Origin of the sequence: Enterococcus sp. RTP21361st1_A6_RTP21361_211029 (assembly GCF_040910045.1) — a bacterium.
Lineage (GTDB): Bacteria > Bacillota > Bacilli > Lactobacillales > Enterococcaceae > Enterococcus_D > Enterococcus_D gallinarum.
Window position 1 is genome coordinate 26,754 of the sequence record NZ_JBDGBK010000008.1, and the last position, 22,710, is coordinate 49,463.

General features: G+C 40.3%; 19 protein-coding genes. 1 reads left to right on the top strand and 18 read right to left on the bottom strand.

The window, feature by feature from the left end:
- Window positions 1-60: 60 nt before the first annotated feature.
- The 8 genes from AB5Z52_RS02505 to AB5Z52_RS02540 form a co-directional block, all read right to left on the bottom strand.
- Window positions 61-1,323, bottom strand: a complete 1,263-nt coding sequence (locus AB5Z52_RS02505; protein WP_029486352.1) for a serine hydrolase — start codon at window positions 1,321-1,323, stop codon at window positions 61-63.
- Window positions 1,324-1,368: 45 nt separating this feature from the next.
- Entirely contained in the window at window positions 1,369-2,643 is a 1,275-nt protein-coding gene (gene dltD, locus AB5Z52_RS02510) for a D-alanyl-lipoteichoic acid biosynthesis protein DltD (RefSeq protein WP_137264604.1), read from the bottom strand.
- The gene (dltC, locus tag AB5Z52_RS02515; RefSeq protein ID WP_003128300.1) at window positions 2,640-2,882 is read right to left on the bottom strand and encodes a D-alanine--poly(phosphoribitol) ligase subunit DltC; all 243 of its coding nucleotides are present in this window, start codon (window positions 2,880-2,882) and stop codon (window positions 2,640-2,642) included. Before dltC ends, dltD begins: the two co-directional genes overlap by 4 nt.
- Before the next feature lie 14 nt (window positions 2,883-2,896).
- Entirely contained in the window at window positions 2,897-4,096 is a 1,200-nt protein-coding gene (gene dltB, locus AB5Z52_RS02520) for a D-alanyl-lipoteichoic acid biosynthesis protein DltB (protein ID WP_003128298.1), read from the bottom strand.
- Window positions 4,093-5,610: a D-alanine--poly(phosphoribitol) ligase subunit DltA gene (gene dltA / locus AB5Z52_RS02525; protein WP_003128296.1), complete on the bottom strand. Its 1,518-nt coding sequence runs from the start codon at window positions 5,608-5,610 to the stop codon at window positions 4,093-4,095. Before dltA ends, dltB begins: the two co-directional genes overlap by 4 nt.
- Before the next feature lie 11 nt (window positions 5,611-5,621).
- Complete coding sequence (locus AB5Z52_RS02530) at window positions 5,622-5,744, bottom strand: teichoic acid D-Ala incorporation-associated protein DltX (RefSeq protein WP_225585975.1); 123 nt, start codon at window positions 5,742-5,744, stop codon at window positions 5,622-5,624.
- A 302-nt stretch (window positions 5,745-6,046) separates the two neighbouring features.
- The gene (locus AB5Z52_RS02535) at window positions 6,047-6,745 is read right to left on the bottom strand and encodes a response regulator transcription factor (RefSeq protein WP_003128294.1); all 699 of its coding nucleotides are present in this window, start codon (window positions 6,743-6,745) and stop codon (window positions 6,047-6,049) included.
- Window positions 6,746-6,751: 6 nt separating this feature from the next.
- Window positions 6,752-8,212, bottom strand: coding sequence for an ATP-binding protein (locus AB5Z52_RS02540; RefSeq protein WP_003128293.1), 1,461 nt, complete (start codon window positions 8,210-8,212; stop codon window positions 6,752-6,754).
- A 481-nt stretch (window positions 8,213-8,693) separates the two neighbouring features.
- On the opposite strand from AB5Z52_RS02540, the gene AB5Z52_RS02545 reads away from it, so the two are divergent.
- The gene (locus AB5Z52_RS02545; protein WP_029486348.1) at window positions 8,694-9,167 is read left to right on the top strand and encodes a GNAT family N-acetyltransferase; all 474 of its coding nucleotides are present in this window, start codon (window positions 8,694-8,696) and stop codon (window positions 9,165-9,167) included.
- A gap of 85 nt (window positions 9,168-9,252) precedes the next feature.
- Here AB5Z52_RS02545 and AB5Z52_RS02550 read toward each other — a convergent pair whose 3' ends face one another.
- The 10 genes from AB5Z52_RS02550 to AB5Z52_RS02595 all read right to left on the bottom strand — a co-directional run bounded on the left by AB5Z52_RS02550 (window position 9,253) and on the right by AB5Z52_RS02595 (window position 22,694).
- Window positions 9,253-9,810 carry a hypothetical protein gene (locus AB5Z52_RS02550; RefSeq protein WP_003128291.1) on the bottom strand — a complete coding sequence of 186 codons (558 nt, stop codon included), beginning with the start codon at window positions 9,808-9,810 and terminating at the stop codon, window positions 9,253-9,255.
- A 357-nt stretch (window positions 9,811-10,167) separates the two neighbouring features.
- Window positions 10,168-11,034, bottom strand: coding sequence for an AraC family transcriptional regulator (locus AB5Z52_RS02555; protein WP_005470224.1), 867 nt, complete (start codon window positions 11,032-11,034; stop codon window positions 10,168-10,170).
- A 365-nt stretch (window positions 11,035-11,399) separates the two neighbouring features.
- Window positions 11,400-13,763: a MucBP domain-containing protein gene (locus AB5Z52_RS02560; RefSeq protein ID WP_288551565.1), complete on the bottom strand. Its 2,364-nt coding sequence runs from the start codon at window positions 13,761-13,763 to the stop codon at window positions 11,400-11,402.
- A 614-nt stretch (window positions 13,764-14,377) separates the two neighbouring features.
- Complete coding sequence (locus AB5Z52_RS02565) at window positions 14,378-14,926, bottom strand: GNAT family N-acetyltransferase (protein WP_288551566.1); 549 nt, start codon at window positions 14,924-14,926, stop codon at window positions 14,378-14,380.
- 45 nt (window positions 14,927-14,971) lie between these two features.
- On the bottom strand, window positions 14,972-15,460 hold the full coding sequence (locus AB5Z52_RS02570; RefSeq protein ID WP_005470222.1) for a hypothetical protein: 489 nt from the start codon (window positions 15,458-15,460) through the stop codon (window positions 14,972-14,974).
- 258 nt (window positions 15,461-15,718) lie between these two features.
- Window positions 15,719-18,310, bottom strand: coding sequence for a bifunctional acetaldehyde-CoA/alcohol dehydrogenase (gene adhE, locus AB5Z52_RS02575; RefSeq protein WP_005470221.1), 2,592 nt, complete (start codon window positions 18,308-18,310; stop codon window positions 15,719-15,721).
- A 330-nt stretch (window positions 18,311-18,640) separates the two neighbouring features.
- Window positions 18,641-19,720 (bottom strand): M42 family metallopeptidase, encoded by a 1,080-nt coding sequence (locus tag AB5Z52_RS02580; protein ID WP_368243514.1) that lies wholly within the window; start codon window positions 19,718-19,720, stop codon window positions 18,641-18,643.
- 12 nt (window positions 19,721-19,732) lie between these two features.
- The gene (locus AB5Z52_RS02585) at window positions 19,733-20,797 is read right to left on the bottom strand and encodes a M42 family metallopeptidase (protein WP_005470220.1); all 1,065 of its coding nucleotides are present in this window, start codon (window positions 20,795-20,797) and stop codon (window positions 19,733-19,735) included.
- 15 nt (window positions 20,798-20,812) lie between these two features.
- A complete protein-coding gene (locus AB5Z52_RS02590) occupies window positions 20,813-21,334 on the bottom strand; it encodes a GrdB-related putative oxidoreductase (RefSeq protein ID WP_003128281.1) in 522 nt (173 codons plus the stop codon).
- Window positions 21,335-21,347: 13 nt separating this feature from the next.
- The gene (locus tag AB5Z52_RS02595; RefSeq protein WP_005470219.1) at window positions 21,348-22,694 is read right to left on the bottom strand and encodes a PTS sugar transporter subunit IIC; all 1,347 of its coding nucleotides are present in this window, start codon (window positions 22,692-22,694) and stop codon (window positions 21,348-21,350) included.
- Window positions 22,695-22,710 lie beyond the last annotated feature (16 nt).

Consider the following 22,710-nt stretch of genomic DNA (forward strand, 5'->3'; position numbering starts at 1 on the left):
TTTAGGAACAGAGGGTATCCTACTTGAAAACTCTAAGCTTGCACGAGCAAAATGATGCAATCAAAAAGAAGCATCAACATTTGCAAGCGGATGATAGAGTTGATTCATTAATTCTGTGTCGCTTTTACGTCCACGATTGGATAGTAGGATCACGCTGGTTTTGTTGTCTTTAGAAAACAACCCAAACGATTCGAATCCTCCTTTACCACCATGAGCCCGAAAATAAGTCCCTTTGTCATAAAAACCTGCGGCATAGGACCCGCCAGCGGCTGGTTGCCACATTTGCTTCAGTGAAGCTTTATCCAGCAGTTTCCCATTCAATAATAAATCATAATAGCGATACAAGTCGCCAACTGACATATAGAGATTTCCAGTTCCTACCTCAGCTGCCAAGTTGGCTGAGGAAATATTGTTAGGGTTCCCGTAAGGATCTGCTTCGCCATCCGTTTTGTAATTGACCGTAGGATGATCCTGCTGTAAAAAGGCTTTATACAAGAAAGATTGTTTCAACCCATTCTTATTGATAAAAAAATCCGTTAACAACGCATCATAACTTTTTCCTGATACTTTTGTCAAAATACCTGCCAGTAAATTGTAGTTGATGGGACTATATTTGAATGTTCCTTGGGTTCCGGATAAGACAGCATGGGTGGCATCCCAGTCGAGGATCTGTTGCACGTCTTCCAGCCCTTGCGGATTTTCTGAAAGTTTGAGTCCGGAAGCCATCTGCAGCATTTGCTGAATCGTAATCTTGGCAGCGCCTGGAATATACGGATAAAAGCGCGCTAATGTATCCGTCAAGGATAGTTTCCCTTCCTTAATTGCCCGCATGATCAAGACCGCCGTCAATCCTTTTTGCATCGAGCCAATATTGAATAATGTTGCCGGGGTGTTTTTGACATCAGCTGCTTTGTCAGCATATCCGTACCCTTTGTGCAGCAGGACTTTCCCGTTTTTTACAACCAATGCACTTCCAATAAAACCACTGGAAAGAATTTTCTGATCGTAGCTGGCTCCTTCGGCTGTGACGACTTCTTGGTCACTAATGAGATTGTCATAGTTCCCCGCATCCAACAAGTCCTGTTTCTTGTTTGCGGGTTGCTCCTTTTTGGAGGAGGAGCTGCTGGCAGTACTGGAATGTGCGACTTGCTCACTGTAATGATCAGAAGCAGCCGTTGGTTCCGTTGGCAAAAACAAGTAGTAGATGCCAATGAGACCACAAATGATTACCAGGATATCAATCCCAAGCAATAGTTTTTGAACGTTTCTTTTTGAGCGTCTTTTTGAGCGTCTTTTTGCATGTCTTTTCGTATGTCTACTCATTGAATGAAGCCTCCAGCATTCCTATTCTCCAACAGTCCTCCTTTTTCATTTCCCTTGAATATCTTTTGGTGCCTCTTGCTGCCAATTTTTGGAGAGAAAATAATGGTTGATTTCATACAACGGTTTTTCTTTGACCTTGGAATCCAAGAATGGCTGAATGTATTCATCTGCTGCCAACCAGCCACGCCAGCCTAAGTGAATCGTATCTTCCATGAAATAGGGTTGATTGCCCTTCGTTGATAAATCAGCGATATTCATGAAGCCCTGGCTTCTTAACTGGTAGCGGATCTTTTTGTCAAAACCGGACAACACCTCTTGCGGCAAGCCGGTATAATCCATCCACTTCTGATTGATGGGCGGAATCACAAATAAGACATCCACATTGTTGCGAGCAAATTCTGTCAGTACTAGTTGAAAGTCGCTATATTCTGGTCCAAAACGATAATCCCATTTCTTTTGAGAGCCTTTCATTTTATCTATGCGGCTTTGCAGATTATGTTGGTAAAAAGAATTCTTGATCCCTAAAGAATTATTAGTCGTTTCTGCTTTTCCTTCATTATCGGCTACTTGTTCTATTTGAGCGAGATTATAGGTAGAAGGTAATTTCTTTGCAGCAGCAGTGATTTTGTCAGTCAAGTTGTGCCCCAACCCAAGACCACTAAAAAGCTCATCTTCCCGTTTCAAAATAGATCGTTGCAGATCAATCTGTTTTTTCTGCCAATCAGTCGGTATCTTACCGGATTTCACTTCATTCAAGACTTGTTCCGTCAAGCTATTTTCTTTCACTTTCGAATAGTCTAAGAGACGTTCGGCATAGTATTGATCGGTGTCAGAGACTTTCTTTAACGAAGAGAGCCAATCGTACACATGCTGTTCGGAATAATGATGGTTGAAATAGTCTCCTTTCAACCCTTTAGGAACAAACCATTGAGGGGAAACGATGAAGACTGCTTTTTTCCCTGCTAATTCTTTCGCCATTGATTGAATGATGGCGTACTGGGTCAGCGACTGGGTGCCAGGTGCACCAATCAAAAATGGCGTATAAGAACGTTGATATTTCTGCGACAATACGGAAGGATGGGTGGCACTCACACGGTTTAATTCGGATGAGCCAAAAAATGGGACATATTTTCCTGTTGCTATTGCCTCATTTTTGATACGATCCCCGCGAAACACCACATCATTCATTGCCGTCGCCGCTTGAGCGATGACTTTCGGATCGTAGCTATTGATCTTCCAAGGGCCAAGGAAGAGTACCCCGACAAGAATCCCCACACAAAGAAGCGGTCCAAAAGCCGTGAGTAGTCGTTTTTTCATCATCGGCTTTGCAGCGTGTCGACTTTCTCAATGATTTTTGCTGGTGTATTCCACTCTGCCCGGTCAAATTCCGATACGGGAAATTCAATTCCTAACTGCCCTTCTAGTTCAACCAGCAATTGAACAGATCCTAATGAATCTAATAATCCTTCACCAAAAAGATCGATTGTTTCGTTTTCTTTTACTTCATCACTTCCTGTAACTGATTCTAAAATGTCTAATACTGCTTCTTTGGTTGTCATATTCTTTTCTCCTTTTATTTAACGAATAATTTGTCCAAGATTCCTGAGAAAATCAGAAAACTAAAGCAAACTGCTTGGAAGGTCAATACAGTGGACACCGCTTTGGTTAGGTTGTTCGATGGCAGATTTCCTTGTTTTTTCTTCCAACGGATCCACGCATCATTTCCGCAAATCAATGTCGCATGATATACCCCGTATAAAATGTAATACCAGGTAAGTCCATGCCAAATGCCCATTAACAAAAAGAGGGCAAAATAGCCGACATTGGATGCGACGATACGGCTTTTGAAAACTTTCTTCTTGATCAGTGTGAACATTAAACGCATGTACACATAGTCTCGGAACCAAAAAGACAGACTCATGTGCCAACGATTCCAGAATTCTTTGATATTAGGCGCCAGAAAAGGTTTATTGAAGTTAGCTGGTGTATCATAACCCATGAAGTTGCTGACACCAATCGCAAACAAACTATAGCCAGCAAAATCAAAGAACAGATACATACTATAAACATACATATAACTCAGCATTCCCCAAGAGAACAAGCCATTTTGCAGGGCTTCTTTGGTTACGATCGGCAGTAATACTTGACCGAGATAATAACCAAGAATGAACTTATACAGGAGCCCTAGCATGATTTTGGCGACTCCTTTGTTTAAATAATCGAGATACACTTCTTTTGTCGGCGGATTCAGCAGATCCTTCTCAAAGCGGCGATATCGATCGATCGGACCCGAAGAAATCGTTGGAAAGTATAGTAGAAACTGGATATAACGCCAAGGATGGTATTCTTTGATCAGTCCATCCCGTATCTCCATGATCATTTGCACTGATTTAAAGGTCAGATAAGAGATACCCAAGAAATAAATCAATGAGGCATGTCCAACAAAGAAAGGGGTGACTTTGCTCAATGCCAATGGTAAAATCGCTGCTACCACTGCACCATAAAAGACGCCTGAAGTATTTGCTCGTTGGCGATGCTGATAATAGCCATAGACGAGTAATGTCTGATACACGACGTATCCGATCAGCGCTAGCCCCTGTTGCCAATATTCACCACCAAAACTTACGTACAATACCACTAGTGTGAGTAACGTTTGATACCATTGCCAACGCTTTTGTTTGAACAGCAGCACAAGCATCATCGGAAGCAATCCTACCATTAGCCAAATGAAATAGGTGGGATTTGCATAAGGAATCATATGCTGCAGGTTCATGAAGGATTCACCTCATTTGTCAGCCATTTGCGGTCGATTTTGCCATTTGCCGTATGAGGCAACTGCTCAACATAGATAAATCGCTGCGGAATCATATACTCCATCACTGTTTCACTCAGTGAAGATTTGATGGCTTTTGTCAGTTGGAACTCTTTCTCGAAGGGGTGCGTTTCGGGAACGACATAAGCAATCAGCTGTTCCACTTTCTTTTCTTGATATTTAGGGACTACGACGGCTTGTTTGACCCACGAACTATTGCTTAAATGATGGTCGATCTCTTCTAATTCCATTCGATACCCATGGAACTTCACTTGAAAATCAAGACGCCCTTCATAATGCAACAAACCATCTTCCGTCATTCTGCCACTATCGCCGGTTCGATACGCTGGTTGCCCTTCATGGACAAAAAATGCCTCTTTTGTTTTCTCGGGATTGTTCAGATACCCTTTTGACACGCTAGGACCACTAATGATGATCTCACCTACTTGCCCTTTAGGAACTAGTTGATCTTCTTCCATAAAGAAAACCGTCGAATCTTCTTTCACATACCCAATTGGCACTCGATCATATTGCTCCAGTAATTCTTCAGTGATTTGCACTCCGGATACGGCAACAGTCGCTTCAGTAGGTCCATAGGTATTGTAGATTTTTGCATTTGGAAAACGTTCCAGCAGTGCGTGAGCGGTTTTTTTTGGTAGTTCTTCCCCACAGAATAAGAAACGTTCCAACTGAGGAACGTGCATCCCGTCAAAGGTCTCTTCCATCAAACATAGTTTCATAAATGAAGGTGTCGAGATCCAAACATTGATAGCCAATTGCGGCAAGGTTCCAAACAATGTTTTGAAGTCATTAATGACCGCCTTTTTTAAAGGCACCAAACAGCCGCCAGAAGTCAATGCTGGATATAACCCCATGACAGAGAGATCAAAGGAATACGGTGCCTGTGCCAAATAATGCATCCCTTCGCGTAAAGAAAAATCCTTCAATGTCCATTGCACGAAACTCAATAAATTTCCATGACTAATCTGAACTCCTTTAGGGATGCCGGTCGTTCCTGATGTGAAGATGATGTAGTAAATATCATCCTTCCCTAGTACTTTTGTAGTGCCTAAATTGCGCCCACTTTGATAGATTTCTTCCAATTGATTTATTTCTAGCATTGGAATCATTGTTTCCGGACCTTGCCAGTCAGCTACGCTAATGATCAAATCTGGCGTAACCACAGAGAGGATCAATTCAATACGCTCTTTTGGCGTGGTACTTTCAATCGGAATATATGCCCGACCTGTTTTGGAAGCTGCCAAAAAGGCTGTTAGCATGTCAAATTCTAACTCGCCATAAACCACGATCGGTCCGCGAGTTTCCAGAGTTTCCTCGAGATAGGCAGCTAATTGGTCGGATCGAGCTGCTAATTGTCCATAAGTATATGTTAGGTCATCTTCTCGGTAGGCAATCCTCTCTGGATCCTTTTGTGCCCATTCTTCAATGGCTTGCACAATATTTACCACGTTCATGAACATTCCTCCTAAAATTCATTATAGATAAAGGTGCCACCTTGCACGTTTTTATAATGATAAAGATAAATCAGCATCAAAATGATACAGAAATAAAAAAGGGTTTTGCCTGCAAAGAAGAGTGCTTGACGCACATGTTCATTTTTGATTCGTTGTTTCACCAAATCCCTCCTTTTCTTGCTATATTGATTCTAGAATGAAGGAGTAAATAATTGACCTTGAAATGTTAAACAATTTATAAACTGGCGATAAACTTTTTATTTCATTTATTAGTTTTTTTTAATCTGCTTACATTTTTGTAATACAAAATGGCTTTCACGAACAAAATTGTCATCTCTTCATAAAAAAAGCAAGAATCTCTTTAAACAGCACCTATGCTGAAAAAAGATTCTTGCTGCTATATTTTTAGGCAGCAACTAACCACTTTGCTGCAATGTTACGCCTTAAAGCGATACCCTGCTCCCCAGACGGTTTGAATATATTGTGGATTGGTGGGATCTTCCTCGACTTTTTCTCTTAAACGATTGATATGGACGGCGACGGTTCGGATGTTGCCTAGTGCTTCCATCCCCCAGATTTTTTCATAGAGTTGTTCTTTGCTGAAGACGATCTCTGGATTTTCCATCAAAAAGAGCAATAACTCATACTCTCGATGTTTGCAGTCAACTTCGATTCCATCCACGTAAACCCGATGCGTTTGTGAATTGATTCGGATACCGCCTAATTCGATTTCACTAGATACAGTTTCTGTCTGTTGTCCGCGCTTGATCCGATTGTATTGTGCAATGTTCGCTTTGACCCGAGCGACAAGTTCGGTTGGCGAAAAAGGTTTCGAAATATAATCATCCGCACCTATACCTAAACCTCGCAGCTTTTCTAATTCTTCTGACTTGGCCGTGACCATAATGATTGGAATATCGACTTTATCGCGAATGTTTCGACAAATCTCATGTCCATCCATTCCTGGCAGCATCACATCCAATAGGATCAATTGGTATTTCTCCGTCAATGCTTCATGATAGCCCACACAACCGTCGTTAACGATATGGACTTCATACCCTTCCATTTCTAAAAAATCTTTTTCGATCATTGAAATATCTTCATCGTCTTCAATAATTAATACTCGTACACTCAACTTCGATCACTTCCTTTTTGATTTAACTGGGAGGGTGATAACGATCGCTAATCCCCCTGCTGGATGGTTGTACGCTTGAATCGTTCCATTGAATCCTTCAATGATTTTCTTCGAAATCGCTAAGCCTAAGCCATTGCCTTTGCTCGGGTTGGTTCTTGAGCGGTCATCGCGATAGAAAAGTTCAAACAAGTCTTCCAAATTCTCTTCCGAAACACCGCTGCCGTTATCAATGATCGACAAGATAAACTGTTCCTCAACTACTTCATAAGAGACGACCACTTGTTTATCGTTGCGATCCACATACTTGCGGGCATTTTCAAATAGATTTGTTAAGACTGTACGAAACTGAACTGGATCCACTTCTAGCGAAACGTTTTGATCCGTCGGTTCCAATAGAATCGTCAATCCATTCAATTCGTATTCCTGCTGGATAAAGCCGATGTATTCATCGATCAGTTTTTTACTAGTAGTTGTCACTAGATTGAAAGGAAATTCACCGGTATCCAACTTAGAAAACAAGAAAAGCTGTGCAATCACTTGGTCCAAATCATCGATCTTCTTTTTTACAATCGTAAAATATTTGGTCCGCATGGCAGGTGTATTAGCGATCCCCTTCTCTAATCCTTCGACATAGGCTTTGATCGAAGTCAGTGGGGTTCGCAGATCATGGGAAATACCCGCGATCAATTCTCGACGATTGGTTTCCAGTTTGTTTTGATTATCCATCATTTCTTTCAGCTGACGTGCCATACCGTTGAAGTCTTTTGAGACCGGTAAAAATTCATCTTGCTTCGTATACTGGATCTGATATTGCAGATCTCCTTCTCTGATTTTATAGAAACCTACAGTCAATAATTCCAAAGGATCGGTAATACTTCTTGTGAGATATCGCGTCAGAACACGGCTAGTAATAAAAATAATCGACAAAATCAAAATCACGACTAACACGATGATCCGAGACAACATCGCTTTGTAATCGCGATCCCATAATGGATCTTGATAATACAAATCATTGTAATAATTTGAATTGATCAAGATAATCTTGTAGTTGCTGGTATCAAATGTCGTAAGAAAGGTTTGATCTTTTAAGTAACTATGTTCTCCCTCTTCTTTAAGAGCAGTTTCTTTCATTTTTTGATCTGTTACTTCCCCTACAGACGAAATTAGCTTGTCGCCGCGATAAACCAGCAATGCAATATTTTTGCTATGATTGGTCTTTTTGAAATGTTGCATGTCGGCGACTACTTCTGCATCTGTCGTCTTCTCCGTATCCCATTTGATCACCAGACTTTCAACCGTCGCATACTGGGCACGAAATTCGGTATTCTTGATCATGGCTCCTTCATCTAGCCCCCAGAAATAACGCCAGACCATTAAAAAAGCAATCACTGAAGCTAATAAGCTCAATAAAACTGGGACAATAATCATCAATATATGCGATATAAATAAACGCTGCTTGATAGTCATTCTTTTCCTCTTCTCTTTGATAGCGATGATTCAACATAGTTATGCAGCCATCATTTAAAGTGTTCTCTTTGAAAAAATTGGGATCGCCTGTTTTCACGACGTGATCCGCCTCTTATTGAAAGGAGGTGCTGTCTATTTTTTTCGATTTTAGCCCATACTTGTAGGTACTTCAACCGATGCCTTCAGTCAGTTGTGAAAGAGTGAATTCTTTCTTCCTTGCACACGCAATGATCCGATTTCTTACCTTTTTAAATAAAGAAAATAAAATTTGATTATCAGAATAATAAAAACTGAGCCAATACTATAGTAACAGGAAATAGTAAACAAAAAGTAAACTATTGCTAAAAAGTAAATTAAATACGAAAAGTACAGCCCGGCTTCTCCCCCTAACGCAAGACTAGCTGCTAATTGCGGCAACTGTATTTGTTCTTTGAGACAGCTTTCGTTATACTAAAAAAAAATGGAAGAAAGGACATACACTATGACAGTCAGAATTGAAGAAGTGTCCCAGTCTACTTGGCGTACAATTGCTGCCTTAAAAGTATCAGAATCCCAACATACTTTTATTGAAGACAACACCACCTCCTTGCTGGAAGCTGCATATGATACTTCTTTGCATTGGGTCCCGCTTGCTTTGTACAAAGAAGAAACCATTGTCGGCTTTGCAATGGTCGGTGCCTATAACGAACAAGAACAAAGTATTTGGTTGGATCGCTTGATGATCGATCAGCATTGGCAAAAATTAGGCTTAGGCAAGAAATTTATGCCGTTGCTCCTAGACTATCTTTTCTGCCATTGGACAGTGGAAAAAATCTATTTAAGTGCCCACAAAGAGAACAAAACGATCTTTTCGTTTTATACCGCTTTTGGCTTTAGGCATACCCACCACATAGATCCAGAAAATGGTGAACTGATTATGGTATACAAGAAAACGACTGCGACAGAACCTTTCTAAAGGTTCTTCGCAGTCTTTTTGCTTGTTTCAATGAAAATGCGATAGTCGGGTTTCACCTGACACTTGGACTAATTTGAATCTGTCTCTATTCTATTCGATCAGTCACTAAAGGAATATCGATTCTATTACTTTTGATTTCGTCAGGGATCCTATCTGAATCATTGCAATTTAGTAAAGGAGTTAAGCGATCGTCTATCCTTTTTTCAATTGCTGCAAAAGCTGGATGATTCCACAGCAGCAAAAATGGTTTCAAAGAATTGATAGCAAATTTTAGCGGGTTCGGATTTATCTTGCTTTTCAAATCTAAAAATAAGAAATGGTACCCATTAGTCGCAGCTCCTAATCTTCTTATCTCTAAATAAAGATATTCCAAGTCTGCTCTTCTTATGTGAAATAGTTCCTGTTCCTGCTTTTTCATAAACAAACAATGGTTTTCCCCCAACTTGATTATGTCAATCGTATCTTCTCCAATGATACATTTGCAATTAGGCGTTCCAGCTGAACATTTGACAAACCCTTGAGGATATTCCTTGGCGTCAATTTCAATCAGTGCTGCTACCCGCTTTCCATCGAGTAACATTTTTTGGATGTCATTTGAAAATGTACTATAAAACCATGATTGATTACTCGTTTGCTTGTCCATTTACCCAGCTCCTCCCTGGCATACTTGTTCAAAAACGTTTGTCTATAAAAGGCGCCATTCTATCATTAAGAGTAGTCTACTATTAAGAATAGTCTACTTCTTACTTCTCAAACATACAATAACATTTTTTATTTTGAATATATTTTTTTAGCTTACTTATTTTGAGCAATGGGCTTCGCCCAAAGTTTCTTGCACCATCACTCGTCTTATTCTCACAAATTCCACATCATGGATTCTTCTCAAACTCCTATTCAATGAATATACAAAAGAAGCACAGAAGTAACTTTCTGTGCTTCTTTTGGCTTGTTTTGATTCCTCACTTTGCACGTTCTTTCGTGACGTTTGATTCGTCAATCATCAGCTTTTACTGACTGGAATCCATAGCTCGCTTTTGCAGTCGGGTTTAGACAAATCAGGACTTTCATGCCACAAAAGTTCGGGTCCTCCAGTTAATTGATAATCAGACATTGCCAGCCATTCGCTGTAAATACGCGCCCAAGTTTCTTGAACTGCTTCTGGAAATGGTCCTACTACTGTAAAGACTGCCCAATCAGATTCTTCCACTTGTAACACATCATAAGGTTCTGATGCTTTTTGGGTAGTTGCTACACCGACATACTGATCAAGCGCTGTTCCTTCCACTTCTCGTTCGACAAAATTTGCCGACACACTGATAATTCCTCGCGGCTGGATATTTGCCAGATTTTTGAGTTCCATAATGCGCTCTGGCGTCAGCTTTTCATACAGTGATGTCATTTGCGGATTCTCTCCCTGATACTGCAGCGTGATCCTTTTTTTGAAACCGACGATTTGAAAAGGTTCATTGTGCACGATCCGATAGTCCATTTTGTTACCTCCTTTGATTGTCAGCTGGAAAGTCATTGGTGGAAATGCTTTTAGAATAACATCCAGCTGTTTTGCTTGTGAGGGAGAAATGCCATGCATCCCACGAAAGGCTTTACTAAAAGCATCCGACGAATCATAGCCAAGTAACGTTGCAGTGTCGATTACTTTCGCTCCTTGTTTCAACAAGTCTCCTGCCAAAACCAATTTCCTGCATCGCAAATATTCGCTTAAAGACATACCCGCCAAATAGGAAAATACCCGCCGAAAATGATATTCCGAACAACCAGCTAATTTAGCCATGTGTGTAAAATCAATTTCTTCTAACAAGTTTTCTTCTAGATAGGCCATTGCCTGATTCATATTCTCTAAAGGATTCATTCGTCTTCTCTCCCATCTCCTACACAATAACAAAGTTCAAAGAACGTCACCCGGTATTATCGTTGCATGTTTTATCGGTTTTAGTCAAAAGTATTTTTTGATGCCCCAAGTATAGCATAGAACAAGAAATTCCTTTAAATGCATGAACGTTCTCTATGTTTTAAAAAGTGTATTTGTAAATAGATCTATTTTTTTGAGCTGTCGATGTACTGATTCCTAAAGACTACCGCACACAAAAATACCAAAACAAGAAGATAGGCTCCTTGTTTTGGTATTTAGTCGTTTACTCATCGATCGTTCTTAATGAACAATCCTTGTCTCCACTTAAGAATCGACATCTCGTAATCAAAAAGAACTGCTACCTTTTATTTTCGTCTTTTTATTAAATAGAATTCAATAAAGCTGACTAATCCAATTCCTATAAGGTTTAAATAACTTTTTGATACGTCATTGGTTTGTGGTAATTTTGCTTTTGATTCTGAATCTTTTTGATAATTTGTATTTTCTTTCTTAGATGTTGATGTCTTGTTTTTTTGCTCTGAAGTGGATGTTTTTGCTGGAGAAGCATCTTTTGTATATACATATGTGATGGTTTGCGGCTCTTTCCCTAGCTTTCCGATCCGATTTTCTGGTAATTGGCTCTCATCTAGATGATAACCATTGATCGACAACTGATATTCTTTCGTAGTAGCATCATAGTGATCACCGATATTTCCTTGAATGGTTTTCGCTGCATGAATTTCTTTGCCGTCTTTGTCAACATAGACAACTGTCACAGCTGCCGCTCTTTCTGAATCTTTGCCTTTATCCGAATTCTTCGTATACACATATGTCACGGTTTGCGCTTGATCACTCATTACTCCAGTGCCATTCTTTGGCAACTGTTTCGTGTCTAATGTATAACCATTGATCGTTAGTTTGTATCCATCCGTCGTAGCGTCGTAGTCATCTCCAACATTTCCTGAAATGGCTTGTGATGCGTGGATCTCATTTCCATCTGTGTCCACATATTCTACCGTCACATCTGCCGCTTTCACAGGATCTTTGGTATATACATAGGTCACGGTTTGGGCTTGATCACTCATTACCCCAGTGCTATTAGTTGGTAATTGTTTCGTGTCTAATGTATAACCATTGATCGTTAGTTTGTATACATCTGTCGTAGCATCGTAGTCATCTCCAACATTCCCTGTAATGACTTGTGGTGCGTGGATCTCATTTCCATCTGTGTCCACATATTTCACCGTCACATCTGCGGCTTTTACAGGGTCTTTCGCGTACACATAGGTCACTGTTTGTGCTTGATCACTCATTACCCCAATACCATTATCTGGCAACTGTTTCGTGTCTAATGTATAACCATTGATCGTTAGTTTGTATACATCTGTCGTAGCGTCGTAGTCATCTCCAACATTCCCTGTAATGACTTGTGGTGCGTGGATCTCATTTCCATCTGTGTCCACATATTCTACTGTGACATCTGCGGCTGCTTCTTGATGATTGATCGCAAATTGATGCAAATAGGTACCTGAAGAAATCGCGTAGAAGCTAAACCCATCTGGTTGTGCATATGTCCCGGCTGGATTATTCAGACGTGAATTGTATTTCATCGTATGAATACCTTCAAATTCTTCTGGGGTTATATCAGACACAGTGACGTCTTGATCTGTAATAGATAGCTGAGAAGAAGGGAGTTGAACCCCGTTTAAGTCAAAATACGTTTGGCTTTGACTATTGGATGTTGAAAAAGGTGGAACATAGCCATCAAAATTTGTTAGTCGATTGGGCATGATCGAAAACGGGACAAAAAATGACTGCGTTGCAGCATCATAATTCAGCTCCTTAGCAGATATCGTAGTCACTCCATCACTTCTTCCTGTATTCTGCCCATAAGCCGCCAGATTTTCTAAGACAGGAAAATTGTTGATAACGGTGAAATCGCTGACCGCACAAAATTGAATCCGTAATTCCTTTAAATTCGGCAATGTAGCCAATGGCGCAATCGTAGTAATATTCATATTCGACTCAAAAGTAAGTGATTCTAAATTCTTCATTTCAAGTATCTTCGGATAGACAGCATCTGTGACATTAGCAGAAGAAAGGTTCAATCGAGTAAAATTGTCCCCAAAATCAGGAACATTGTCATCTGTAACATTCGCTCCCATTAAATAAGCATAGACTAAACTATCTATCTTAGTTAATACCGAAAAATCAGAAATCTGATTGGTTCCATTCATGTAAAAGGAAGACAGGCTTGTGGCATACTCCAAACCGGACAAATCAGCAAGAGCTGAATCAGTCGAATAAATATAGATTGTCTGCATTTTACTGATTTTTTCTTTAGTGATTTCTGATACTTCGATTCCTAATGCCTTCGCCACTATTGACTGTAATGTAGGATCTGGTAACCAACTAGAAACATCCTCAGTATTGGCTTGATTATCAGGCAACGAATTTGCGAACTGTTGAGCATTTGATGGCAACAAACTTCTAGCTGATTTTTCCTTTGATTTGGCAGAACTTGTATCTGGAATCGATGATTCTTCTGTACCTACTGTTGATGCTGTTGATGTTGTTGATGCTTCACTCTCAGAACTTGATTCCTTTGAATCAGAAGTAACACTTTCAGAGGTAGAAGATTCAGTAACAGTCTCAACTGAATCGTTGCTAGTTTCTTGGGTGGTGTCAGACTGTACAGAGTCGTTTCCCTCCGCTGCTAGTACTGTCACTACGGGGGTAGCCAGTGGTGAATTTAATAAGACAAATAAAGATACATAGCTAAATATTTTTCGTTTATTTTTGATCTCCTTTTTTGCTAATCATTACCTTTTCTTTTTTTAACCATATTCTCATTTTAATAATAATAATCCTAAAATGGAAAATAGTAAAGTTATAACTTAACTAGTGAAATATAGCACGAACGTTACGCACTTTTCACACCCCAATCACGCCATTTCATTTGCTAAAAATTAATAACTACTGTATCTGTAGACCAAAGTATTTCTAGGAATAATGGTAGCAAAAAAAATAGCTGTACCTGCTTTGACTTTGCTTCAAACAAAAATCAGTGTATCTACGCTTACTCTCCCATGACTTTCAAAAAAGGATTGCATCTAAAATTGTAAATTGATCAGCTGAAATAAAGCTGCTTCTTAGCTTCCTCGTCTTTCGATATTGTGGAGCAAGACAATCAATAACAGTTGGCGACAAAAAAAGACCAGCAAGGAATATCCCCAGCTGGATCCACAAATAGATATTTTTTACGTTTTAGCAGTTAGATCTGTTATCGATGCCAACAGACGGAACAAAAAATCCCGTTTATTGGTACAGTGCAGTTTTTTTCTTACCTGCCCATTCTTTGGTTCCATTCTTCTCGCAGCACACCGTATTTTACTGAGTCATAATAGTGGCCTTCCCAATAACGAACTCTACGGATTTGTGCTTCTTTCGTCATGCCCAGTTTTTCCCCAACCTTCATCATCCGGTGATTGCCTGACCAAGTCGTATATCCGATCCGTTGGATGAGTGGTTCTTGTTCAAATAAGAATGTGATCCACAAACGCATCGCATGACTACCGACCCCATGATTCCATATAGTGGCATCATAGATTGCTACACCAAATTCAAGCCATTGATGCAGATTGCCATCTTCCCAATATGCAGTGGCGATTCCTACAAGCCTTCCTTGATAATAAATAGCCTTCCGTAATGGATTATTTAAACAATTTTTGCCAAATCCATTTTTGAATTCTTCCCAGGTTAGGATAGGGTCCTGAAAATAAAGTCCATCCCACTTTTTCCACTCTAAGTCAGCTTTAGGACCATAACTGATCGACCAAAGAGCAGAAAGGTTTTCTTCGGTGATTGATTTCAATTGTATATGATTTTTCATCTTTCTCCTTTTCAAACATCAAACTGCTGAAAAATAAAACTGAAGCTACTTGTTTTTACCAAACAAACGTTGAAAAAAGCCATTTTTTTCGGACGCTGTTTCTTTGACTACCACTGTACCATCGGTGTCCTTCCACTTTCTCTGAAACGTAAGATTATCTTGTAAAAGTAATCCATTTAACTCGAGGATACCTTTTAACCCAGCAATCGTTCGGCGCAACTCACCGTCTTGTTGACCATAGAAATCCTTCTTCCCAGCATCTTCAAGTTCTTCTAGTTGCCGGATTAACTCTCGAAGTGTTTGAGCCTGATCTCCCAGAATAGCCGACATCTCTTCCACTTGACGTTCTTCTATCGTTGGTGCCGTTTCGTAAATAGTCACTAAAGATAAACTATCGACATAATCCTTTAAGTCAAAAAGAAACGTTTGGCTTGCTTCATCTTCAACCATTGATGTTTTCATTAAATAGTTTTGTAACGCTTCCATTTGTTTTTGCTGAACGAGTAAATCTAACACTAAGGCCTCTGTGTCCATCGGTACCACCTCCTACTCTATTGTTGCGTTTTTCTTTTGCTTCGTCAAGAAAAGCTTCGAGAATAATGTTGAAAAACAGACGGGCTGAATAGTAATTGTTTTCTCTACTGTATATTACATATCACATACCACTTCTTTTATAGTCAAATTTACTAGTTTCTGCACCACCCTACAGTTAACTCAATTCATTGTATCTCTCAACTACAAAAAATATCCCCTCGGCAGCTAAGATACCGAGGGGATTGGTGCATTCATTGCTTAGCCGTTATAAGCATCCACAATGATTTGTTTCAATTCAGAAATCAATGGTTCTTTAGGGTTCGCAGTTGTACATTGGTCTTCGTAAGCCAATTCAGCCATACGATCTACAGTTGCATCCAATACTTCTTGAGTCACGCCTTGTGCTTTCAAGTTCATATCGATACCAACGGATTTACCTAATTCGTAAACCGCAGTTGCTAATGCTTCAACTAGTTCCGCAGTTGTTTCTCCTTTAAGACCTAAGAATTTCGCAATGTCTGCGTAATCTGTGTCAGCACGGAAGAAATCATATTTAGGGAACATCGCATGTTTTTGAGGATCTTTGGCATTGTAACGGATAATATGCGGTAAAAGAATCGCATTGGTACGTCCGTGAGGAATACCATATTCTCCCCCAATTTTGTGAGCAACTGAGTGACAAATACCTAGGAATGCATTGGCGAAGGCCATACCTGCCATTGTTGATGCGTTATGCATTTTTTCGCGAGATTCCATATCCGGTGTTTTCACTGATTTTTCTAAGTAGTCAAAGACTAACTTGATTGCTTGTAAGCTCAACCCACGAGTGTAATCAGATGCCATTACCGACACATAAGATTCAATCGCATGGGTCAATACATCCATACCTGTATCTGCTGTTACAGAAGCAGGAACTGACATGACGAATTGAGGGTCAACGATCGCTACATCTGGTGTTAATGCGTAGTCTGCTAATGGGTATTTCACATGCGTATCGCTATCTGTGATAACCGCAAATGGGGTTACTTCAGAACCTGTACCGGAAGTTGTTGGGATACATACAAATTGAGTTTTTTCTGGTTTGTCGATCTTGTATGTCCGTTTACGGATATCCAAGAATTTTTGTTTTGCGCCAAAGAAAGATGTATCTGGGTGTTCATAGAACATCCACATGCCTTTCGCAGCATCCATTGCTGATCCACCACCAAGAGCGATTACTGTATCTGGTTTGAAATCAACCATCATCTTCGTTCCAGCATAAACGGTATTTGTTGATGGGTTTGGTTCTACATCTGAGAAGACTTCGATCTTCACATCGTTTTTGCGGCGAGCAAGAACTTCGCGAACGGTATCGCAGTAGCCGAATTGAACCATTCCTGGGTCACAAACGATCATGACACGTTCAACATTTTCCATTTTCTCTAAGTATAATAGAGAGTTCTTTTCAAAGAAGATTTTTGGCGGTAATTTAAACCATTGCATATTATTTCTCCGTTTCGCTACAGTTTTAACGTTGATCAAGTTCACAGCAGAAACATTACGAGAAACAGAGTTCTTTCCGTATGAACCACAACCAAGTGTCAATGAAGGGATCATTTCATTGTAGATATTACCGATACCACCTTCAGCAGATGGAGTATTCACCAAGATACGGCAAGCTTTCATGCGTAAGCCAAATGCCAATTGCAAATCTTCATTTTCTGTGTGGATAACCGCTGTATGTCCTAATCCACCTAAATCAAGCATAGCTTCACATTTTTGGAAAGCATCTTCTGTGTTGTTTGCTTTGATCATTGCTAGAACTGGAGAAAGTTTTTCGCGAGATAATGGGTAATCTGCACCCACGCCATCTAGTTCTGCAATCAATAGTTTCGTACCTTCAGGCACCTTGATGCCTGCTAATTTTGCGATCTCCATTGCTGAATGTCCAACAATTGCTGGATTTACAGCATATTTGCCTTCATTCATCACTGCATCTTCAAGTTTTTGCAATTCTTTTGGTTTTACCACGTATACTTGATGAGCTTCAAACTCTGCTTTAACAGCTGCATAGACTTCTTTATCAACGATCACTGCTTGTTCAGAAGCACAGATCATTCCGTTATCAAATGTTTTAGAAACGATCAAATCGTTGACCGCGCGTTTGATTTTTGCTGTTTTTTCGATGTAAGAAGGGACGTTACCTGGACCTACACCTAGGGCTGGTTTTCCTGTTGAGTATGCAGCTTTGACCATGCCTGCACCACCAGTTGCCAATACGATGGCGATTCCTGGGTGATTCATCAATAAGCCTGTTGCTTCGATTGATGGATGTTCGATCCATTGCACACAGTTTTCTGGTGCACCGGCTGCGATTGCTGCATCACGAACGATCCGCGCTGCTTCTGCTGAACATTTTTGAGCAGATGGATGGAAAGCAAACACGATTGGGTTCCGAGTCTTCAATGCGATCATTGCTTTAAAGATCGTTGTTGACGTTGGGTTCGTTGTTGGAGTTACCCCACAGACAACCCCGACTGGTTCAGCAATTTCGATCAACCCTTTTTGTTTGTCTTCATTGATCACGCCAACTGTTTTGTCATGTTTGATGCTATTCCAAATATATTCTGAAGCATACATATTTTTGATTGCTTTATCTTCATAGATTCCGCGACCCGTTTCTTCAACTGCCATTTTTGCAAGCGGCATATGTTTGTCTAAGGCTGCCATAGCCATTTCGTGTACGATATGGTCTACTTTCTCTTGATCAAAGTTTTCCATTTCTTTTAAGGCCACGTTTGCTTTTTTTGCAAGATCATCGATCATTGCTTGTACATCGATCGTCACTTCTTTTTCCAATGTCTTAGCCATTGTAATCCTCCTAGTTCGTTAACAATTTATTTGTTAATTACTTCACATACACATCATACAATAACTCTTTTCGTTTGTAAACAATTTCTGTGATTTTTTTCACAGTTTTTTAAAAATAAGTTAAATCAAGCGTTTTCAACATATCGAGTTATTTTAATCTGATGTTTAAGTGACTCGAGTATCCATGTGCTTTATTGAACAATCGTTGCTTTTATCAAGCTTTTTCCAAGAAAAAGAACCGATATATTTGATTGATTCTCAAATATATCGGTTCTTAGTATGATGGATACTGATTTTGGTTTTGCATTTACATAGATGAACAATAACACTCTATTGTCCAATTTTGAAGGAGCGTGTTTCTTCAGAGGTGATTTTTTTCAAAAATTCACTCAATAGAATGATTGTTTGCAAATAATCTTCTTTGTGGATGATTAATCTTGAGGAATGCATATACCTTGTCGGAATCGATACTGTCATTGCAACAACTCCTGTCATTGCTTTATGGATGTTGCAAGCATCTGTCCCTCCAACAGTCATGAAGTCATGCCGATAAGGTAGTTTTTGTCTTACTGCAATCTCTTCCATTTTTGCAAGCAGTTCACTATTACCGATCGTTAGCGAATCCAAAACAGAGAGTACAGGACCTTTTCCCAGTTGCAATCCCCCTTGATCAAAGGGAGTGTCTACAGCGGTAGTGACATCTAACGCAATCGCCAAATCGGGCTTAATGCTGTGGGCAGCTGTACGGGCACCTCGTATACCGACTTCTTCTTGAGTCGTTGCCGCAAAGTAGACATCAACAGCTAGCTCTTCTTTGGCTAAAGCGTTCATGACCTCAATACAGACACCCACACAAACTCGATCATCCCACGCTTTCCCTAGCAAGTAATTCGGATCATTCATTTCACGAAAGACCGTCTTAGGTGTAACCATGTCGCCTACCATTATTCCTAACTGGCGAATATATTCAGCTGACGGAACCCCCATATCTAAATAAAATTCATTAGCTGGGATCACTTTATTCTTTTCTTCTGGCGACATCCCGTGGGGCGCGCGACTTCCAATGACCCCTGTGTATTTCTTGCCTTCCATCGTTGTGACACGCATTTCCTGTGCGGGCATGACGTGTCCCCACCAGCCGCCTACCGGTAAGAGTTTCAAATAACCTTCCTTGGTGATTTTTCGAACTACGAAACCGACTTCGTCCATGTGGGCTGACAACATCACTTTGGGCGCATTCGCTTTAGAACTCTTTTTTACTAAGATCAATGAACCAAGGTTGTCATAAAAACAGAAATCAACTGCTCCTTCTGCATATTTCTTCACGATTCTGGATATTTCTTTTTCCCGGCCGCCGATACCATCGGCTTCACTTAATTCTTTTAGGATTTCTAAGTCTACAGCTCTCATAGGGATCGTCTCCTAGCGGTTTTCTTCTTTGAATGAAACAATCGCTGCTTCGTCTAAGTCTTTCAGAAAAAGATAGATGGCTTGACCGACTGTTTCATAATCTTCTTGCGAAACAACTTGAGCTGCTGTGTTCATATTTCTTACAGGCATGTTCATAAATAAGACTGGACATCCCGTCCGTAATTTGTTGAACCAAGCACCGTCTGAGTCTTCTAATGAGAAATAATATTGATATGGCAATGCTGCCTCTTCACAGATTTTTCTCAATTCTTCCATCGGCAACCGATTTGGCAAAACGGAAGGATCATAATATGTCAATAGAACTCCTTTTGAGAGTTCTCCTTGTACATCGCCAGCATCTTCCTGATAATCCCAGGCTCGATTTGTATCTAGGATGATCGTTAGGTCTGGTGCAACCAGATTCGCTGCTGTTTGAGCACCTCTGGCACCGACTTGCTCCTGAACCGTACATCCAACATATAGATCAAAAGGGAAGCTGAGTTGATTTTCATAAATTTGACGTAACAAATCAATCGTTTGATTGACAGAAATCCGTCCATTCCAATTTGGAGCGATCCATTCTTTTCCATTTTTGCTGACAGTAAATTTGGGCGCAAATGTCACCATATCTCCCAAAGAAACTTCTTCTGACAATGCTTCCTCTTTTGAAGAAAAACCAAAATCTAATAAAACGTCCTCTTTTCCCTGAACCTGGTTTGCTTTGTTTCGTCCTAAAATGACGCCTGGGAAGGCTTTCCCTTGTCGATTGTACAGGTGGACTTCCTGTCCCAATAAGCTATTCGGCTCGATTTTCCCCATTATCAGTCCGCGAATCAAGCCGGTTTCTTCGATTTTTTTGACAATAAACCCAAGTTCATCCATATGGGCAGTCACTAAAACAGTGGTTGGATTCTCCTTTTCAGATTTGATGACCCCATAGATCGAACCTAGATTGTCATAGATGATTTCATCGCAGTAAGGTGCATAATACTCTTTCAATAATTTAGAGATTGTTTTTTCTCTTCCGGAAATTCCGGGAGTTTTGACCACTTTTTCGAGCTGATCCATTTGTCCCATCTGCTTTACCACTCCTTAGTAACAATGTTCCTTCACGTAATCCGTTGTATCTTTTTTCTCTGCTTTCAACTGACAAAGAGTCAACATTTCGTTCATTGCTTCTGTTAATCCAGTACCACCCTTTTTTGGCATTTTTACAATATCTACTTGATCTTTAAATCTTGTGATTGCCTCTTGGCATTCAATGGACATCGCCGCAACAGCAGGGATCTGAACCTTCTCTTCGACAACTTTCGCAACTTCAGCAGCCATTTCCCCGTATGTTTCATAATTAAAACATGGACCGCAAAGCAACACATCTGCGCCTAATTTCTGTACCATTGCGGCAATCTTTAAAGAAGATTCCTTCGCATGCTTTCGGTAATAGTCATCACCACAATAAATCGTGGCAAGAACCTCCATATTCTTTTCCTTTAATAACTTTTCGAACATTTTGACAGAACCAATCGCTGTCTTTTGCCCCCCTAATGGCTGATCCCCATGTTCTTTCCCACCAAGTCCGGCTTGAATTTGATCCAGCAAAAAGATTATTTTCATTGTGATCCCCCTTCTATAACAAGTGATCGATGGAAATATCATCAAACGACAATTCCAGTTCTTCACTTTTGGCTTGTTCTGCTTCCCGTTCATCCTTCAGGTATTGCTTGTCTAATGCCATAATGAATGGATAGTAGATCAAACAACCAATGGCTAATAGAATCAATTGCCAGACAGAGGCAACCAGACTTCCTGTACTCAAATACCCTGAGAAGCCGATCGGGGTCGTCCATGGCAATGAAACGCCGGTTGTATAAGGAATGATTCCTAGGTTGGTTACCAATGTTGATAAAAGCAGATTAACCATTGGAACAGCGATAAAAGGAATAATAATGATTGGATTCAATACGACTGGCAAACCAAAGATGATTGGCTCATTGATCCCGAAAATTCCAGGAACGAGCGAAAGTTTCCCTAGTTCTTTGATCCGTTTTGATTTACAGAAGAGGACCATGATGATTACAAGGGAAAGTGTAGAACCACCGCCGCCAAAGTTGGTAAAGAAGTTCGAAAATGGATCCGTGAAGATGTTTGGCAAATCTTTACCAGCTTGAAAGGCATCTAGGTTTTCCATGGTTAGAATTCTTAAGATCGGCGCAAATACAGAATTGGCTACCGCCGGACCATTAATCCCAAAGAACCAAAAAATCGTACAGGCTAAACTATAGAAAATCTGTGCGGTTAATGTATTACCGGCTCCTTTTAATGGCATTTGCAAGACATTAAAGATAAAATCATGGACGGTACCAAAAGGGGTCATACCAAATAATATATTGATGACAAAAAATAAGAGCATGACTAGTGCACTTGGAATCAGCGCAGCAAAGGATTTCGTTACAGCAGGTGGAACCCCATCAGGCATCTTGATGGTCCAGCCTCGTTTTGTTGTATAAGCATAAATTTCTACAGAAATAAGTGCGACGAGCAAACCGACAAAAATCCCATTTGTTCCTAAGTGATCAAAAGAAAGCCCGCTAATTGGATCTGCCACTCCTTCAACGATCAGCTTATTTGGTGTTAAAATCAAAAACGCAATCACGGCTACCGCTGCCGCTTGGATGGGATCGGTTTTCTTTTCCCGTCCATAAGCATACGCCGTTCCTAGACATGAAAAGAAGCCAACTGTATTAAAGACAGAACCAGAAACCCGAGTGACCCACGACTCCCAACCTGTACCAAACATTCCTGCCCAAAACTCTGACCACCCTGGTATTGGAAAATTTGCGAACAGTAAGAAAATCGATCCTACAATCACTAATGGTGTCGTGATCAAAAAGCCATCACGCACTGCGATCAAAATTTTGTTCTGCCCTAACTTTACCGCAAGCGGCATCAACACATTTTCTAATTTATCGAACATTCCACTCTTCCTTTCG

What these genes read in the sequence shown, in the direction of transcription:
- AB5Z52_RS02540 (WP_003128293.1), bottom strand. Translation starts at nt 8,212, where the DNA reads ATGACTATCAAGCAGCGTTTATTTATATCGCATATATTGATGATTATT.
- AB5Z52_RS02545 (WP_029486348.1), top strand. Translation starts at nt 8,694, where the DNA reads ATGACAGTCAGAATTGAAGAAGTGTCCCAGTCTACTTGGCGTACAATT.
- dltD (WP_137264604.1), bottom strand. Translation starts at nt 2,643, where the DNA reads ATGATGAAAAAACGACTACTCACGGCTTTTGGACCGCTTCTTTGTGTG.
- AB5Z52_RS02565 (WP_288551566.1), bottom strand. Translation starts at nt 14,926, where the DNA reads ATGAAAAATCATATACAATTGAAATCAATCACCGAAGAAAACCTTTCT.
- AB5Z52_RS02580 (WP_368243514.1), bottom strand. Translation starts at nt 19,720, where the DNA reads ATGAGAGCTGTAGACTTAGAAATCCTAAAAGAATTAAGTGAAGCCGAT.
- adhE (WP_005470221.1), bottom strand. Translation starts at nt 18,310, where the DNA reads ATGGCTAAGACATTGGAAAAAGAAGTGACGATCGATGTACAAGCAATG.
- AB5Z52_RS02590 (WP_003128281.1), bottom strand. Translation starts at nt 21,334, where the DNA reads ATGAAAATAATCTTTTTGCTGGATCAAATTCAAGCCGGACTTGGTGGG.
- AB5Z52_RS02550 (WP_003128291.1), bottom strand. Translation starts at nt 9,810, where the DNA reads ATGGACAAGCAAACGAGTAATCAATCATGGTTTTATAGTACATTTTCA.
- AB5Z52_RS02570 (WP_005470222.1), bottom strand. Translation starts at nt 15,460, where the DNA reads ATGGACACAGAGGCCTTAGTGTTAGATTTACTCGTTCAGCAAAAACAA.
- dltB (WP_003128298.1), bottom strand. Translation starts at nt 4,096, where the DNA reads ATGAACCTGCAGCATATGATTCCTTATGCAAATCCCACCTATTTCATT.
- AB5Z52_RS02505 (WP_029486352.1), bottom strand. Translation starts at nt 1,323, where the DNA reads ATGAGTAGACATACGAAAAGACATGCAAAAAGACGCTCAAAAAGACGC.
- AB5Z52_RS02555 (WP_005470224.1), bottom strand. Translation starts at nt 11,034, where the DNA reads ATGAATCCTTTAGAGAATATGAATCAGGCAATGGCCTATCTAGAAGAA.
- dltC (WP_003128300.1), bottom strand. Translation starts at nt 2,882, where the DNA reads ATGACAACCAAAGAAGCAGTATTAGACATTTTAGAATCAGTTACAGGA.
- AB5Z52_RS02595 (WP_005470219.1), bottom strand. Translation starts at nt 22,694, where the DNA reads ATGTTCGATAAATTAGAAAATGTGTTGATGCCGCTTGCGGTAAAGTTA.
- AB5Z52_RS02585 (WP_005470220.1), bottom strand. Translation starts at nt 20,797, where the DNA reads ATGGGACAAATGGATCAGCTCGAAAAAGTGGTCAAAACTCCCGGAATT.
- dltA (WP_003128296.1), bottom strand. Translation starts at nt 5,610, where the DNA reads ATGAACGTGGTAAATATTGTGCAAGCCATTGAAGAATGGGCACAAAAG.